General features: G+C 25.6%; 20 protein-coding genes. 8 read left to right on the top strand and 12 right to left on the bottom strand.

What is annotated here, in order from left to right; translation table 11 throughout:
• Positions 1 to 3 precede the first annotated feature (3 nt).
• Together Q1J76_RS08975 and Q1J76_RS08970 are read right to left on the bottom strand one after the other, a co-directional pair.
• Positions 4 to 1,335 carry a helix-turn-helix domain-containing protein gene (locus Q1J76_RS08975; protein ID WP_300369747.1) on the bottom strand — a complete coding sequence of 444 codons (1,332 nt, stop codon included), beginning with the start codon at positions 1,333 to 1,335 and terminating at the stop codon, positions 4 to 6.
• Positions 1,336 to 1,349: 14 nt separating this feature from the next.
• On the bottom strand, positions 1,350 to 2,072 hold the full coding sequence (locus Q1J76_RS08970; RefSeq protein ID WP_300369746.1) for a LolA family protein: 723 nt from the start codon (positions 2,070 to 2,072) through the stop codon (positions 1,350 to 1,352).
• Between the two features lie 316 nt (positions 2,073 to 2,388).
• Between Q1J76_RS08970 and Q1J76_RS08965 the strand changes: the two genes are divergently transcribed.
• Positions 2,389 to 2,625, top strand: a complete 237-nt coding sequence (locus Q1J76_RS08965; RefSeq protein ID WP_300369745.1) for a DUF3467 domain-containing protein — start codon at positions 2,389 to 2,391, stop codon at positions 2,623 to 2,625.
• A 23-nt stretch (positions 2,626 to 2,648) separates the two neighbouring features.
• Complete coding sequence (locus Q1J76_RS08960) at positions 2,649 to 3,002, top strand: STAS domain-containing protein (protein WP_300369744.1); 354 nt, start codon at positions 2,649 to 2,651, stop codon at positions 3,000 to 3,002.
• A gap of 81 nt (positions 3,003 to 3,083) precedes the next feature.
• On the opposite strand, the gene Q1J76_RS08955 is transcribed toward Q1J76_RS08960, so the two are convergent.
• Entirely contained in the window at positions 3,084 to 3,476 is a 393-nt protein-coding gene (locus Q1J76_RS08955; RefSeq protein WP_300369743.1) for a rhodanese-like domain-containing protein, read from the bottom strand.
• Between the two features lie 156 nt (positions 3,477 to 3,632).
• Here Q1J76_RS08955 and Q1J76_RS08950 point away from each other — a divergent pair, with 156 nt between their 5' ends.
• Positions 3,633 to 3,785: a hypothetical protein gene (locus Q1J76_RS08950; RefSeq protein WP_300369742.1), complete on the top strand. Its 153-nt coding sequence runs from the start codon at positions 3,633 to 3,635 to the stop codon at positions 3,783 to 3,785.
• 7 nt (positions 3,786 to 3,792) lie between these two features.
• Positions 3,793 to 4,710: a DMT family transporter gene (locus tag Q1J76_RS08945; RefSeq protein WP_300369741.1), complete on the top strand. Its 918-nt coding sequence runs from the start codon at positions 3,793 to 3,795 to the stop codon at positions 4,708 to 4,710.
• On the opposite strand, the gene Q1J76_RS08940 is transcribed toward Q1J76_RS08945, so the two are convergent.
• The 5 genes from Q1J76_RS08940 to Q1J76_RS08920 all read right to left on the bottom strand — a co-directional run bounded on the left by Q1J76_RS08940 (position 4,705) and on the right by Q1J76_RS08920 (position 9,027).
• Positions 4,705 to 5,391 carry an endonuclease III domain-containing protein gene (locus tag Q1J76_RS08940; protein ID WP_300369740.1) on the bottom strand — a complete coding sequence of 229 codons (687 nt, stop codon included), beginning with the start codon at positions 5,389 to 5,391 and terminating at the stop codon, positions 4,705 to 4,707. The two genes, Q1J76_RS08945 and Q1J76_RS08940, sit on opposite strands and share 6 nt — an antisense overlap.
• A gap of 27 nt (positions 5,392 to 5,418) precedes the next feature.
• Positions 5,419 to 6,336 carry a DUF3298 domain-containing protein gene (locus Q1J76_RS08935; RefSeq protein ID WP_300369739.1) on the bottom strand — a complete coding sequence of 306 codons (918 nt, stop codon included), beginning with the start codon at positions 6,334 to 6,336 and terminating at the stop codon, positions 5,419 to 5,421.
• A gap of 248 nt (positions 6,337 to 6,584) precedes the next feature.
• Entirely contained in the window at positions 6,585 to 7,346 is a 762-nt protein-coding gene (gene tpiA, locus Q1J76_RS08930; protein WP_300369738.1) for a triose-phosphate isomerase, read from the bottom strand.
• 26 nt (positions 7,347 to 7,372) lie between these two features.
• Positions 7,373 to 7,936 (bottom strand): isochorismatase family protein, encoded by a 564-nt coding sequence (locus Q1J76_RS08925; RefSeq protein WP_300369737.1) that lies wholly within the window; start codon positions 7,934 to 7,936, stop codon positions 7,373 to 7,375.
• A gap of 131 nt (positions 7,937 to 8,067) precedes the next feature.
• A complete protein-coding gene (locus Q1J76_RS08920; protein WP_300369736.1) occupies positions 8,068 to 9,027 on the bottom strand; it encodes a flagellar filament outer layer protein FlaA in 960 nt (319 codons plus the stop codon).
• Between the two features lie 179 nt (positions 9,028 to 9,206).
• Here Q1J76_RS08920 and Q1J76_RS08915 point away from each other — a divergent pair, with 179 nt between their 5' ends.
• Together Q1J76_RS08915 and Q1J76_RS12535 are read left to right on the top strand one after the other, a co-directional pair.
• Entirely contained in the window at positions 9,207 to 10,217 is a 1,011-nt protein-coding gene (locus tag Q1J76_RS08915) for an SDH family Clp fold serine proteinase (protein WP_300369735.1), read from the top strand.
• Positions 10,218 to 10,339: 122 nt separating this feature from the next.
• Positions 10,340 to 10,531, top strand: a complete 192-nt coding sequence (locus Q1J76_RS12535; RefSeq protein WP_367182118.1) for a UDP-galactopyranose mutase — start codon at positions 10,340 to 10,342, stop codon at positions 10,529 to 10,531.
• Between the two features lie 56 nt (positions 10,532 to 10,587).
• Here the strand turns inward: Q1J76_RS12535 and Q1J76_RS08910 are convergent, their stop codons facing one another.
• The 4 genes from Q1J76_RS08910 to Q1J76_RS08895 are packed head-to-tail and all read right to left on the bottom strand — an operon-like array spanning position 10,588 to position 13,839.
• Entirely contained in the window at positions 10,588 to 11,364 is a 777-nt protein-coding gene (locus Q1J76_RS08910; RefSeq protein WP_300369734.1) for a glycosyltransferase family 2 protein, read from the bottom strand.
• Positions 11,354 to 12,343: a glycosyltransferase family 9 protein gene (locus Q1J76_RS08905; RefSeq protein ID WP_300369733.1), complete on the bottom strand. Its 990-nt coding sequence runs from the start codon at positions 12,341 to 12,343 to the stop codon at positions 11,354 to 11,356. The genes Q1J76_RS08910 and Q1J76_RS08905 overlap by 11 nt, the downstream gene beginning before the upstream one ends.
• Positions 12,344 to 12,377: 34 nt before the next feature.
• Entirely contained in the window at positions 12,378 to 13,142 is a 765-nt protein-coding gene (locus Q1J76_RS08900; protein WP_300369732.1) for a hypothetical protein, read from the bottom strand.
• A gap of 7 nt (positions 13,143 to 13,149) precedes the next feature.
• Complete coding sequence (locus Q1J76_RS08895; RefSeq protein WP_300369731.1) at positions 13,150 to 13,839, bottom strand: ATP/GTP-binding protein; 690 nt, start codon at positions 13,837 to 13,839, stop codon at positions 13,150 to 13,152.
• Positions 13,840 to 14,067: 228 nt separating this feature from the next.
• On the opposite strand from Q1J76_RS08895, the gene Q1J76_RS08890 reads away from it, so the two are divergent.
• Positions 14,068 to 14,724 carry a hypothetical protein gene (locus Q1J76_RS08890; RefSeq protein ID WP_300369730.1) on the top strand — a complete coding sequence of 219 codons (657 nt, stop codon included), beginning with the start codon at positions 14,068 to 14,070 and terminating at the stop codon, positions 14,722 to 14,724.
• Positions 14,725 to 14,727: 3 nt separating this feature from the next.
• The gene (locus Q1J76_RS08885) at positions 14,728 to 15,228 is read left to right on the top strand and encodes a hypothetical protein (RefSeq protein ID WP_300369729.1); all 501 of its coding nucleotides are present in this window, start codon (positions 14,728 to 14,730) and stop codon (positions 15,226 to 15,228) included.
• Positions 15,229 to 15,299 lie beyond the last annotated feature (71 nt).

Raw genomic sequence — 15,299 nt, 5'->3', positions numbered from 1 at the left:
AAATTATTTAGTATCCAACATAATAAGATTATATCTAGTGGAATCGTTCAAATTCTTAACCCATTTTATAGTCTTATTAACAGTTTCTCCAGCAGCACCTACATTGATGATTTTTCCATTAACTTTAACTACCACCTCTCCAGCATTACCTATAGTAAGCATAACCACATCTTTAGCCTCTAAATATAATGTCTTTCCGCTTAAAAGGTTTGTAGTAGCAGGTCTGTTTGAATCTATAAAATATCTTATATATACAAAATGCTTAGCTGTTATTTCTATTCTAATATCAACCTTCTCAGTATCCTGTTCTATATAAGTTTCACCATTTATTACTAGTAGATTTGTAGATATTGTGTTATTATAATTTGTATTATTCAATTCAGTTGTATCAATATCATTGGTATATCCAGTATTAACCATTTGGTTTTCTTCAAGTCTTTCCATCTCCACAGTGGCTGAATTATCATAAACTTCTATAACACTTATCTTGAAATCATTTATTCCATTACCATTCAAATCTAATATTATAGGACTGCTCTTTGAAAATGATAAATCCTGACCATTTACATTAATATGAAGTACATTTCCTATTGTATTAAATTTTATTGTAGCGGATATTCCAAGTGGCTTGAAGTATATTAAATCCCCTACCTTAACACTTTGCTTTGCCTTACTATCAACTATATTCTTTGATATCTCTGCTCTATTTCTATTTTGTTTTTTATTTCCTGATGAAAATAAACCTATTATATTTTTCCAATTGACTGCTATAACTGCTATAACAACTATAATGGCAAGTATAATAATAATAGTGGGAACAATAGATTTATTTTTATTTCTTAATTTATATAAATCTCTTCTTGCCATAAATAACAAATCAGCTTCGGCATTACTATTTAAATTTACATTTTTATTTTTTTTATTTGTTTCTTTTATAGTTTTTTCTTCATGTTTTTCTGTATTAATATTTTCTTTAGTGCTTGTTTCTTTTACCGCTTCTTTAGTATTATCAGGTTCTTTATTTTCTTTTACCTGTTCTTTATTCTTTTTAATAACTTTAAGACCTTTACTGTTTTTTATTAAGTCTTGTTCAGATTTGTTTCCATTCTTTTGCAAATTATATCTTTCAAGAACCATATCAGCATCTAATGATAACTTATCACTTAAATTCTTTATAAAGCCTTTTACATATATTTCGCCAGGAAGTATATCAAACTCTTCATTTTCCAAAGCCTTTATAAATTTCGCAACTATATGAGTAGTAGCTTCTAATTCTTCTATAGTTAGTCCTTTCTTTTCTCTGGCATTTTTTAATATTTGACCTATAGTTTCCATATAAATCCTTAAATTTAATTAGTAGGAACCAAACCATCTTTTAGTACCTGCATATCTTCTGGTATCTCTGGTTCAAAATCTTTATTATTTTCTTCATACTGAGGATTATATCTAATAGAAGTAAATAAATATTCCACTGGAACATTAGTAGTAGTAATACCCAATATTCTTATTATCATACCTGTATCATCAACCCATAAATGTATTTTAGTAAAACCTGTTCTATCAACACTAGCCTGCTTGGAAGTTAAAAGCATATGATAAGCTTTTCTAGTATCATTTGCTGCATAAGAACTATTATATTTAGCTATTCCCAATTCAGAATCATTAAAACTATTAACAGATAATAATTCTCTTTCATTATAAAAATCTATATTAAATTTAGTAGTTAATCTCATAATACCTTCTGCTGTGTATATAGAACCTGTATCACCATAATTTAATTTCTGTTCCGCTACTACATTATTTCTAGGAAATATTATCCATAAAGTTTCTCCATTACAATATACGGATTGTCCATTTCCTCCACTTGAATACTGAAGTCTAAATAAATTAGGATTTTTAGTTATAACATTACCTGAAGATACTTTTTCTCCATTTCTCTCTACAAAATTTGCTGAAAAGCCTTTTATAGTTAAAAATCTGTTGGATATCATACTTACCACTTTTTCTGGGGTCATTATTTGTGAATGAGCTTGTACTGTCAGCAATATTATAAATAATAAAATTTTTTTCATAATAACTTTTTCTCTTTCCCTATATTAGGACTCAAAATAATTTTTTATTAATATTGTATGATATAATAAAAATACATAAAAAACAAGTATTTTATTTTTTTATTTAAAACAAATAAATTCACACTCGTTTATTATATGAAATGAGTATGAAATATACATTTTTAAACGATATATATACTTTTTTAAAGTTATAAGAACTATATATTACTTTACATTAAACACTTATTAAAAATAAAAAGTATATTTTAAATACATAAAAAATAATGATAAACAATCACATTATATTTTACTTTAAAATATAAAAAAAGGAGAAAATATGAAAATAAACAATACAAAATATAATATGAAAAAATTAAGAGCCATATACAGTAATAGGAGTGCCATACTGCAAAATGATGAAGAAATAGTGCTTTTACTTGGGAATGAAATGAGAGAGGAAGGTACTGTAGATGTTGATACTGCTGTATATTTATCTCTACCGAGTTTCCTAAGACTGTATGACACTTTGAAAGAAAAAGTAGATAATTTTAGAGAAGGAGGAAATCTAATATAAAATAATTTTAAAGGGGTTGATTTATGAAAATTGGAAATATAAGAGAATACTATGTAAATAAAAATATAATATTGGTTATAGAAAGAGATGTTAATTTAAGTATATACGATGAACTTTATAATATATTCAATAGGCTTTTAGAAAATTATGCCAAAAATATTATTATACATTTTAGAAACAATACTAAATATATAATATCAAATGCTATATATTTAATTATGGAAGTTCAAAAGGTTTTAGAGTTTAGAGGAGGAAATATAATAATTACAGGTTTAAATGAATATGCAAAATGGTCTTTTAAATCTTTAGAAGCTCATAAAAAAGTAAAAATACATGATAATATACAAAAAGCTATAAAAGAAATAAAAGCATCATAATAAATTAATATAAAATAATGAAGCAAGGATTTATTTTCCTTGCTTGTTAATATTATTTTATTATTTCATATACGACAAAAATTAATTTTCATTAGTCAATACAGCATTTACAAAATCAGAATAATTAATATTAGCCAAATTATAAACATTCAAAAAACCATTACTAGACATTATACTCGATGCTATAGTTGATCTGTTTCCACTTCTGCAATAAATTATATAATCTTTATTCTTATCGAGAATATCTATTTTACTTTTGAAATCTGTATTAAGTACATCAATATTAATAGAATTAGGAACACTTCCAGACATATACTCATCTTCAGTTCTTACATCCAATAAAACTAAATTTGTAGATTTATCCATTAGTTCTAATGCTTTTTCTATATTAATATTACTATAAGGCTTTTTAGAGCATGATATAATAAACAACAATAGCATAAAAATAATAAAATACATTGAAATTCTTTTCATCTTATATTCCTTTAGTTAATTAAAAAAACAATAATATTATGTTAATAATATTATATTTATATATTTTGTCAAACTATTTTAATAATAAAGTAATTATTTTTTATATTTTTAAACATTATACTGTTTATATAATATAAACTTTTTACGGACATATAAATGGTTAGAAAAATATATTGTTTGATGACATTAATCATGTTATTACTATCCTGTGCGGATAAAAATAAAAAAGAAACAAATAATAAAAATTCTATCAATGTTATAGAAGATGAGGAATATATAAAAAATGTTGTAAAGGATTCTTCTAAATAATTAGAAAATGAAAAATGGAAAAAACAATCAAAAAATAAAAGCATATGCATGTACATTTTTTAGTATATTAATGTGGGGCATTACTTTCATTTCAACAAAAATATTATTAACAGATTTTTCTCCTATAGAAATACTCTTTACAAGATTCTTATTTGGACTTATTTTATTGTTTATAATATATCCTAAAAACAATAAAATATATAGTAAAAAAGAAGAAATACTTTTTGCTATTACAGGTTTAAGTGGTATTACACTTTATTACTTATTTGAAAATATAGCTTTAAATTATTCACTAGCTTCAAATGTAGGTATTTTAGTGGCAATTGGTCCTTTATTTACTGGTATATTTGCCTATTTCTTAATAAAAGAAAAATTAAAACCTAATTTTTTTATAGGCTTTATATTCGCAATAATAGGAATTGCAATAATAACTTTTAATGGTAAATTTATATTAAAAATAAGCCCAATAGGTGATATGTTCGCATTACTTGCTGCAGTTATGTGGGGTATATATTCTGTATTGGTAAAAAAAATATCAGATTTGGGACATAATTCTATATTAATAACAAAAAAAACATTTATGTATGGTATAATATTTATGTTGCCTATAATGTTTTTTACAGGTTTTAATATAAATATAAATAACTATATAAAACCAATAAACTTGATTAACTTTTTATTTCTATCTTTCATAGCATGTACATTATGCTTCATCACTTGGGCATATTCAACTAGAATACTCGGAGCTGTTAAAAATAATACTTATATATATTTCATTCCAATAATAACTTTAATAATATCTAAAATAGTATTAAATGAAAATATAACCATATTCGCTATTATAGGAATAATTTTTATATTATTAGGTGTAATAATATCTCAAACAGATTTTCTATTGAAAAATACAAATAAAAAACAACTATAATTTATTTTTTTTGGAAGACTTTTTTTCTTTATATTCATTTTTAAAATAATCGCAATACTGTGATACAGTGCATTTTGAACATAAAGGCGAAATAGGTTTACAAAGATTCTGTCCGTAAACAACTAAAGTGTCATTGTAAACTCTCCAATATTCTTTGGGTAGTTTATCTCTCAATGCAAATTCAGTTTCTTCTGGAGTTTTAGTACTAACATATCCGAATCTATTTGATATCCTATGAACATGAGTATCAACACATATGCCATCTTTATCAAATGCTTCAGTTACAACTAAATTAGCAACCTTTCTTCCAACTCCTTTAAGTTTCAAAAGCTCATCAATCTCATCAGGTACATTTCCGCCAAAATCATCTATTATCATCTGAGATACTTCCAATATATTTTTTGCTTTAACTTTATAAAATCCTACAGGATATATTAACTTTTCTATTTCCTCTTCAGTGAGTTTAAGCATATCTTTAGGATTACCTGCTTTTTCAAATAATCTCATAGAAGCATCTCTAGTAGTAGGATCTTTAGTTCTAAGAGAAAGCATTGTAGATATTAAAATTTTATAAGCATCTCTATTGGTTAGTATTTTTATTTCAGTTACAACAGGCATAGGCATTTCCTTAGTAACCTTAATAAGCTCTTTCATTATTGGATGTATATCATTATCATTCATAAAATAAACCTCTGCATCATATAATCATTATTTATCAAATAAGTACAAAAATTTAGAATCTTTTTTTATAAATGGCTTGAGTTCTAAATATGTAAAATCAATCTCTATAATACCTTGAGCATATCCTGCTATTTTATATAAAGGCCATATAAATTTTATACCTGAAGGTGTAATATCAAAAACATTGCTTAACTCTATAGAATAAAAATCAAAGAAATCTTTATCTGTATAGTTTCTAAGTAATTTCTTTCTCATAAGATTAATTAATTCTATATCATTTTTATTTTCTATAAGTTCGGATAAATTATTCCCTATTCTCTCACCCCTTGAAATCAAATATATATAAGATGAAGAATTGTATATGCCATGAATTCCTCCAGCATAAGAATAATTATATATAGAAAAAGATATTATTTTATCATCTAAATATGAAACATTAATCTCCTTTTTCATATAAAAATCATCTTCACTATATGATGAAGTTTTCCAACTATGATACTCTTCCATAACAGAATTATTAAGAAGAAATTCCATTCTTTCTTTATTTAAAGATTTAGCCCCATCAACATCTAATGAAATTCTATCTAAATTATTAAGGCTTTTTTCATTTTTTATTATAATAGCATCTTTACTAGATTCAAATTTCTTATTATCAAAATCTTCTTCCAATGATGAAGTTATTATTTCTAAATTATTTATAGGATATCTTTTATCATTTGCAAATTTAAAATTATATTTATTATTACCGTCATAAGAAGACCATTCACCAGAAAAAACTAAATCCTCTGAAAGATATCCATGAAAATATCCAGTTATACGATTATTGACTCTCTCTTCAAGAGATAATTCATTTTGAATGAGAGTACCCTTTATATATATAAACTGATTTATATCTTTATAATAATACTTACCACTAACATTGTTCCCATATACATACAAATACATGTATATTTCAGATTCTCCTATATTGCCATTACAAATATAAAAATTTTTATAAGAAATTTTTGGAGATTGAGAAAATAAAATACTACTGTAAAAAACAAATATTAATATACAAAAACATTTATAAACTTTCAAATTATTATGCTCTTCCAATTATTTAATAAAATATAATAATATTATATATTTAATAAAAAAATAAAACAAGGGTAACACTGCAAAGCATTACCCTTATAATTATTGAATAATTTATATTATTTAGCTACATAATTAACTATTCTTGCAAATTTATCAGCAACTAAAGATGCACCACCAACTAAAGCACCATCTATATTAGGCATATTAAGTAAATCATCAGCATTTTTTTCATTAACACTTCCGCCGTAAAGTATAATCATACCATCAGCAACACTGTCATTGTAAAGTGATTTCAAAGTTTCTCTAATAGTTTTATGAACATCATCAGCATCTTGAGGTGTAGCTGTTTTACCTGTACCTATTGCCCAAACAGGTTCATAAGCTATAACAACTTTTTTAGCTTCAGATTCAGTTAAACCTTTAAATGCTTCTTTAGTTTGACCACTAACTATATCAGAAGTAATTCCTTTTTCTCTCTCTTCCAAATGCTCGCCTACACATAAAATAGGTATAAGATTTTTATCCAATGCCCTTTTTACTTTTTTATTAATAAATTCATCTTTTTCCCCGAATATATCTCTGCATTCAGAGTGTCCTATAATAACATATTCACATCCAACAGCTAAAAGCATATCAGCTGAAATCTGTCCTGTGAAAGCCCCCTTCTCTTCAAAATATAAATTCTGTGCACCTAATTTAATATTAGTACCTTTAATAACATTATGAACATCACTTAAACAAGTAAATGTAGGAGCTATCATAATATCTCTATCTTTTACATCTTTGACTAAATCTTTTAAACTGTTAACCAATTCCAAAGCTTCTTTATTAGAATTATTCATTTTCCAGTTACCAGCAATAAGTTTTTTTCTAGCCATTTTTATCCCCCATATTTTAATATATATTAATTATCTTTCAATAATTTACTAACATCTTTGAAACAAGAAACCTTACAATTTTCTATATGACCAAATACTATCATTTCTGTACTTACAATATTAGCTCCAAGTTTTCTCATATTTTCCAAAGCTATATTCTTATTTTCTTTAGTTCTTGAAGCACAAGCATCTGCCACAACATATACATTATAACCATTATCAAGTAAATGTACAACACTATAATATACACAAACATGTGTCTCTATACCAAAAACTACAATATTTTTTTTATTAATAGAATTAAATTCATTCACAAAATCTTCTGTACCAAATATACTGAAATAATCTTTTGCAAATAATTTATAATTTTTAGGAAATTTTAATCTTTCATCAGTGCCACCAAGCCCTTTAGGGTATTGCTCTGTAATTAAAACAGGTATATCATGCATATCAGCAACTCTAAAAAGCATATTTGTATTTTTTATAACTTCATCAACATCACATACAGCAGGCACCAATTTAGCCTGTTCATCAATACAAATATATAAAGTATCATCTTTATTAATCAAAGGTTCTTTCATTAATCTCATAAATAACTCCTTTATTTTATATTTTTATAAATTATATTCTAAAATGATAAAAAATACAAATAAAAAAGAGGAAACTTTAACAGCTTCCTCTTAATTTATTAATTAGCTTTTTTAATTACCAAAACTAACTATTATTGAGCTTGCTCTTGAGCAGTAGCACCTTGATCACCAGTAGCAGCAGTGCCTTGATCACCAGTAGCAGTACCATCACCGATACGTCTCTGTTCAAGATCTATTAACTCAGCTTGTTCACGTATTCTAGCAGATTCGATAGCTTGTTTTCTATCGTTTTCTGTTTTTAAGATCTGCCAAGTACCTTCATCATCGATATCCCCTTCAGGATCAACAACTACTACATCATACTCAATTGTTACATCTTTAACATAAGTGATGAAATCTCCACCATGAGTATCTTTAGTTCTATAGAAACCTAAAGAATCTAATTTAACAGAAGGAATCATTCTAGGATAAAGAGGCTCTCTTACTAATACTCTGTCGCGAACATTAGGTAAGTACTCTCTGTTTTCCCATTTTACTTGTCTCCAACCATTGAAGTAAATATTACCCATAGGATAAGACTTTAATTCACCGAATTCATTCTGTAAGTTTACAAAGTAGCTAACTAAATAGTTGCGGCCATAAACCCAAGAACTAATAGATTTGATTTCGCCAATATTATGTATAACACCTTTACCTTCTGTATATTTAGTGCCGTCAGCACCGCCATACATTTCAAGTTCATATACTGGTTTTACTAAAGCATAACTGTTCCAAGCTGCTAATGGGAAATGTACTCTTATACCAAGAACTTTACCTGCTTCCCAAGCACCATTGTTACCTTTACTGTCTACATTAGTAACATAAGAATTTCTGCGATTCTCTGTTAATCTAGCAGATTCATTCAACCATACTACCCAGTTATCATTATAAAGATTTTCTGCAACTGGAACTAATTCATTTGTATCACCTTCTCCAGCTTGTAAGTTATCAGCATTACCTGTTAAAGCAAAATCAATCAAAGTTGAGTTTGTTAAACCGTAAGCAGATGCAGCGATAAAAATGGAAGTTAATACTACGAATAACTTTTTCATAATTTATTGCACTCCTTGTACTAATTAATAAGCATAATAATATAACTTTTATACACTAAATTTCTTAATTTGTCAAGCAAATTTAATCAAAAAAATAAACCAATATTTGACATTATCTATTAATAATGTAAAATCTATTAAAAAAATGTAATTATGTAAATTAAAAAAGGGATATGTCTATGACAGATAAAAAATCACAAACTAAAACTATAAAACCGCCTATACTATTTTCAAAAACTCAGGAAATCATTGGTAAAATTACAAAACAGCTCGATGCTCCTTTGCTTGCATATTGGAATTCAAATGGCGGAAGTGTATGTCAAAATGATGTTGTTGTACTTTCTGATATACTGAAACATATAGGAAAATGTGATAAAATATACTTTTTCATAAAAAGTGCAGGAGGAAATGGACAGGCTTCTTTAAGAATAGTTCATTTGCTTAGACAATCCTGCAAAAAGGTTGTGGCATTATTACCTTTAGAAGCTGCAAGTGCGGCAACTATGCTATGTTTAGGTGCTGATGAAATACAAATGGGACCTTTAGCATTCATAACAGCAGTAGATACTTCTTTACAGCATGAATTATCCCCTGTGAATAAAGACAATAGTCTTGTTTATGTAAGTCAAGATGAATTAGCAAGGGTTATAAAGTTATGGAAAGAGCAGTCTAAAGATAATGACAATAATCCTTATGAACATATATACAAATATATACATCCTTTAGTATTGGGAGCAGTTGATAGAGCATCTAGTCTTTCTATAAAGTTATGTAAGGATATATTATCATATCATATGAATGATCAAAAATTAATAGATAATATATCAAATTCACTTAATTCTGCATATCCTTCACATAATTACCCTATTACTATAAGAGAAGCTAAAAAATTAGGTCTAAATGTAAAAGAAATGGATGATAAATTAAATGAATCTTTGATGTCATTAAATGAATACTACTCAGAGATGGGACAGAAATCATGCACTGATTATGATGAAATTAATTATCATGACAATGAAATACTAAATATACATGAGGGTAGCAGTATACAAATATATTATCAGGAAGATAAGGACTGGCATTACAGGGTGGAAGAGAGAAGATGGATACCTATGAATGATAATAGTTCTTGGATAAAAAATACTTTAATAAATGGAAAACAAAACAGAAGTAAATTTCATATAAGATAAAACAATTTGAGGATTAATTTATGAATAAATATTTAATAGTTGGAGTATGAAAAATAATAATGATATAAAATTTTTATATGAATATATATACGAAAATATATTTAAAAATTATACTATAAGACATTGAAAAAAATGAAATATATTATACAGTTAATAATAAAAAATCAAATGAATTATATCAAAAATATATTAATAAATCAAAATATATAGATAATTTAAATTTTTTAGGAAGGTTAGGAGATTATAAATATTATAATATCGATTCTGCAGTTAATAGAAGTATACTCTTATTTAAAGAATTATTATATAAATAATATATTATCTTATATGTTGAGTATAATCATTATCATTTTTCTTTTTGATTTTATCTTTAATACAATTTCTTAATTGGCTTAAATAATATATCTGTTATCCAGCCATTATCAGTAGGGAAAACCCTTCTTCTTGAAATAAATAATATACACTTACCTACCCACAAAACTTTATTACTAGCATCGCATATATCATTTGAATATTGAGCATCATTACAGTCATCTATTCCTACTTTCCATCCACCAGATTTTCTTGCAATTTCTGTTTTTGTAGCTATGCCTGTAGTATGAGCTCTATTTGGTACATTCCATATACTAACAAATCCTTTTTTATCTTTCATCATTTTGAACCATCTTCCTATCCATGGAATAAATTGAACAGGAAAACGTTTCATCATAAATCTAGGGCAATGCCTTATAAACTTAACATAACTTTTAGAATATTTTTCAGGAAGTACATCATAAAAAGCCTCTAATACAGCATAAGTTTTACATAATGTTGTATCTGTTCTGCCATCAATTATAGGTCTTACCATATTTTCTACAAAATTATCAGATATTGCTACATCTGTATCAAAAAATATAATAACTTTTCCCAAAGCTTCTTTAAGTCCTGTATTTCTCATATACTGAACATCTGATTTCCTATCATTATGAATAATTCTAACATCTTCATAAGATTTTGCTATTTCTAATGTTCTATCTGTAGAATAGTCATCTATCAATATAATTTCGATTTTCAAATTAGTTTTCTGAGATTTTATACAATTAAGTAATATAGGTAAATATTTTTCTTCATTGTATGCCACTATAACTAAACTAACATCATAATCCATCAATAATCCCTTCAAATTTATTTATAACCTCTTTTGAACTTATAATATACCTACACTCAAAAGTTTCTAATTTGCATTTTTTTCCGCCACATATACAGGCAGGATTATCTGGTTTTTTTTCTATTACATAACTATTAATGCCTATAGGATAATTTTGCCATGCAGGTGTAGCAAAATATAATGCCAAAGTAGGTATACCAACTATAGATGCCACATGCATAGCACCTGAATCATTGCCTATAAAACCATCACATAAACTCAAAATTGCCGCTATCATGTCCAAAGACATATAAGGTATTATAGGTTCTTTTAATAGCATCGCAGATATTTTATCAGATATTTCTTTCTCATTAGTGGTTGTAACGAATAATGTTAAAGCATCATATTTATTTGATAAATAGTTAGCAACTTCAGCAAAATTTTCCTCTTTCCAAATCTTACCAAAACTATTTGTAGCACCTATTCCGTATGCAAATATCTTTTTATTATCAGGATTTACAGTTTTTAAATATTCTTTTGCTTTATTTAATATCTCATCTTTTATTTTAAGAGTAAAATTAGGTCTTTGTTCATTTATATCAAGAGTCTTAAGTAAATTAACATAATAATCAGATGTATGTATCCATCTTACTTCTTTTCTATTTACAGCATCAGTAAGCATAAAACTTCTATAATCGGCCTTATACCCTATACGAGTTTTTATACCATGACCGAATATTCTAAATGCACTTTCAAATGAATTAGGGAAAATCAAAGCCGCATCAAAATTATATTTTCTTAAACTTGGAAAATTTTTTAATTCTATACAATCATCAACCAAATCACTAACTGTAAAAATACCCATCATAGATTTTTTTACCATTGCAGTAATTTTAATATCCTTATATTTTTCTTTTATAAGATAAATGGTAGGCATAGACATAATTATATCACCAAGCCAATTAGGAGAATGTATAAGCAAATTTTTAATATCTTTCATATATAATAATGCAATTATAAAATATATAATAAACTTAACAATCATCTAAATCTATAAAATCAGACATAAACTTTTCATATCCAGTTATTATATTCTTATATACACTCCATTCTATTATTAAATTATTAGATTTTCTAATATTTACAAAATATTCATAAAGCATAGAAAAATCATTTTTAAAAGTATTCTTCCATACATCTTTAGCCGATTCTATAACTTCAATATGATTACAATTTATAATAATGTATTTTAATTTATTAGTATTAGAGCATTGAGTGGATATAACCATATCTATATGTTTATCATTAACAAAAACTAATTGATCCTGACAATATATAGTATTAATAGGACTTTCATCTATAGGTATTAATTTTTCATTTTCATCTAAAGAATTATTAGAATAGTAATTTATACCTTTAAAGATAAAAGTTATATAGAAAGGCTCTAACTGAACATTTATAGATTTTATTTTTATTAAGCTGTTTGCCAAATTAGTCAAAGCAGTATCATTTAATTTCATAACAATATCATTTTTTCTTATTTCCATATCCTCTATCACAGAGCTATACATTTGATTAACACCTATATAATCAACACTTTTTCCAAGTCTTACAGAATTTGAAAATAAAAAATTCTTATAAACATTATCTGATATATAATACCTTTCAAAAGTTTCATCATCCAAAATAATAGCATCTTTATCAGAACGTCCCTGATACTGGCTATAAAACATAGTTTCATATACACTAGGCGATAACATAGAGGCTATCTCATATAATCTCACATCGCTATAATTCATAAATCAATTATATAATATTTCCTATACTTTTTATATCATAATCAATTAAAAACAAATCATATTGACTATGCATTTTAGAATTTTTATTATAAAATTTACTATTCACACAAGTAAATTTTATAGGTATATTTTTCTCTTTTGATAATTCACTAGCGATTTTTTCTCCTTTTTCTATATCTTCTAAACTAGTATAATCCATCAAATGAGTATTATTTATTATAGCAGTAATTTTTAATCCAAGTGTTGCTTCTATATCTAATAAATGTCCCAAAGCCAATTCAAAAGTAGAATTTTCATTTCTGCCTGCATTCATAATAAAAAAAACATCGGTTTCATTTACATCTACATTCTCACGAAAAGTCGCAAAAGATAAACTGCCTGTGGAATTGCCTCCCATATCAACTATTCCTATAATATCTTTTCTATTGAAAATAGAATAAACTTCTGCAGATACAGCTGGTATATCAGAACCTGATTGAGGTAAATAACTTCCTATTACTTTTATATTTTTATCTTCTAAATATTTAGAATGTTCTCTTGATCTGAAATATGGATTTACAACATCTAAATCGGCAATATAAATATCTTTAGATGCAAATTTTCTAATGTATATACTATAGTTGATAGAAAAAGTAGTTTTTCCTGATCCATAATGCCCACATACTATTGTAACCCTATTGTATCTATTATCACTCATATTATCTAAAACCCCACACATATTTAAAATATAATATATTTCATAATTTTTTCAAATTTTTAATGAAAACAAATAATTTTTAATTATAGTATTTATTTACATAATGTCAAATTTAATATACCATAAACTTGTAATATTAAAATAATTTTACTATTTGAAAATAAAAATATATCCGAAACTATATAGTAAGATTGTATTTATATTTTAAACAAGAATTAGGAATAAAAAATGAAAAAATATATATTTATTTTGATGTTTTTATTTGGATATTATTTATTTCCTCAATATGCAACTAATGATGCTTATGTTCCAAATAATAATAACACACAGACAGAGGACAATAATCAAAATAATAATGAATATATAACTAATGATGCTATAATGGGAAGAAAGCCCGCTGTGATAAATACTCCTATAACAGGTTTCAAAAATATCACATTAGGTGCTACAAGAGAAGATACTATAAATGCTATATTAAGTGATAATACTATGACTCTTCCAAAGCAGTATATGACTGGTACTGTTGATTTGAATGCAGAAGAAAGTGCAACATTTCTTGCTTTAGAAGAAAATAAATTCTATAAAAGTGGATATTTTATATTTAAAAATGATGTCTTATATTCTATAACTATAAACTTTCAGCCTAATCAGGTTGATTTCTTAGAATTGCTTTCTGCTTTAAATGCAAAATATACAAAAGGTTCTTTTTTGAATGCTAATACTGTAGCTTGGCAGAACGGAAATATAAGAATAATATTAGAAAGACCTAGTATTATAAAATATATAGATATGAATAATGTTACAACTACTTCTCAAACTAGAATAAAAGAAAAAGAAGAAGTTCCTCCCCAAAAAACTAGAAAATCTATATTAGAAGGACTTTAATTAATGTTTAAATATATATTATTAATATCATTCACTCTATTATCTTTTATATCATGCAATAGTAAAGATGATAATGCAGATAATGCCAAAAGAATAGAGATTATTTTAGCAGATGAAGATTTCAAAGAAAATATTGAAGTAAAAGAATATGATGAAGAAAAATTAAAAAAATTAGCATTATCATCTTTGAAAGAATTTTATTCTATGCCTTATAATCAGGATACAGTTCGCATAGCTTATGAAAGATTCTATTCTTCAAGCTATAAAGAAATTTTGAAAAAAAGCAGAAATATAAAAAATGCTGATGAATATGTACAAAGCGATCCTTCATTAGATTTTGAATTTGAAACTAAAATAGAAAAAGTTTATGATATTAAATTGGAAGGAAAAAAAGCATATATAGATGCTGATTCCTCTGTGTACGACAGAGCGGAAGATACTACATCAAAAGCAAGACAAACCTTCGTAATGTCTTATGAAAATGATAAATGGGTTATATTATAATATAAAAAATAAATAATTATAAACTTATTTAATAATTTAATCGTATATAAATCATGCAAAAATATTAATAC

The organism is Brachyspira sp. (assembly GCF_029258575.1).
In the GTDB taxonomy this organism is placed as follows: Bacteria; Spirochaetota; Brachyspiria; order Brachyspirales; family Brachyspiraceae; genus Brachyspira.
This window is presented reverse-complemented; position numbering and strand designations above follow the sequence as displayed.

What these genes read in the sequence shown, in the direction of transcription:
- Q1J76_RS08900 (WP_300369732.1), bottom strand. Translation starts at nt 13,142, where the DNA reads ATGAATTATAGCGATGTGAGATTATATGAGATAGCCTCTATGTTATCG.
- Q1J76_RS08890 (WP_300369730.1), top strand. Translation starts at nt 14,068, where the DNA reads ATGAAAAAATATATATTTATTTTGATGTTTTTATTTGGATATTATTTA.
- Q1J76_RS08940 (WP_300369740.1), bottom strand. Translation starts at nt 5,391, where the DNA reads ATGAATGATAATGATATACATCCAATAATGAAAGAGCTTATTAAGGTT.
- Q1J76_RS08975 (WP_300369747.1), bottom strand. Translation starts at nt 1,335, where the DNA reads ATGGAAACTATAGGTCAAATATTAAAAAATGCCAGAGAAAAGAAAGGA.
- Q1J76_RS08955 (WP_300369743.1), bottom strand. Translation starts at nt 3,476, where the DNA reads ATGAAAAGAATTTCAATGTATTTTATTATTTTTATGCTATTGTTGTTT.
- Q1J76_RS08945 (WP_300369741.1), top strand. Translation starts at nt 3,793, where the DNA reads ATGAAAAATGGAAAAAACAATCAAAAAATAAAAGCATATGCATGTACA.
- Q1J76_RS08970 (WP_300369746.1), bottom strand. Translation starts at nt 2,072, where the DNA reads ATGAAAAAAATTTTATTATTTATAATATTGCTGACAGTACAAGCTCAT.
- Q1J76_RS08915 (WP_300369735.1), top strand. Translation starts at nt 9,207, where the DNA reads ATGACAGATAAAAAATCACAAACTAAAACTATAAAACCGCCTATACTA.
- Q1J76_RS08905 (WP_300369733.1), bottom strand. Translation starts at nt 12,343, where the DNA reads ATGAAAGATATTAAAAATTTGCTTATACATTCTCCTAATTGGCTTGGT.
- Q1J76_RS08925 (WP_300369737.1), bottom strand. Translation starts at nt 7,936, where the DNA reads ATGAGATTAATGAAAGAACCTTTGATTAATAAAGATGATACTTTATAT.
- tpiA (WP_300369738.1), bottom strand. Translation starts at nt 7,346, where the DNA reads ATGGCTAGAAAAAAACTTATTGCTGGTAACTGGAAAATGAATAATTCT.
- Q1J76_RS08895 (WP_300369731.1), bottom strand. Translation starts at nt 13,839, where the DNA reads ATGAGTGATAATAGATACAATAGGGTTACAATAGTATGTGGGCATTAT.
- Q1J76_RS08965 (WP_300369745.1), top strand. Translation starts at nt 2,389, where the DNA reads ATGAAAATAAACAATACAAAATATAATATGAAAAAATTAAGAGCCATA.
- Q1J76_RS08935 (WP_300369739.1), bottom strand. Translation starts at nt 6,336, where the DNA reads ATGTATTTGTATGTATATGGGAACAATGTTAGTGGTAAGTATTATTAT.
- Q1J76_RS08910 (WP_300369734.1), bottom strand. Translation starts at nt 11,364, where the DNA reads ATGGATTATGATGTTAGTTTAGTTATAGTGGCATACAATGAAGAAAAA.
- Q1J76_RS08950 (WP_300369742.1), top strand. Translation starts at nt 3,633, where the DNA reads ATGGTTAGAAAAATATATTGTTTGATGACATTAATCATGTTATTACTA.
- Q1J76_RS08885 (WP_300369729.1), top strand. Translation starts at nt 14,728, where the DNA reads ATGTTTAAATATATATTATTAATATCATTCACTCTATTATCTTTTATA.
- Q1J76_RS08960 (WP_300369744.1), top strand. Translation starts at nt 2,649, where the DNA reads ATGAAAATTGGAAATATAAGAGAATACTATGTAAATAAAAATATAATA.
- Q1J76_RS08920 (WP_300369736.1), bottom strand. Translation starts at nt 9,027, where the DNA reads ATGAAAAAGTTATTCGTAGTATTAACTTCCATTTTTATCGCTGCATCT.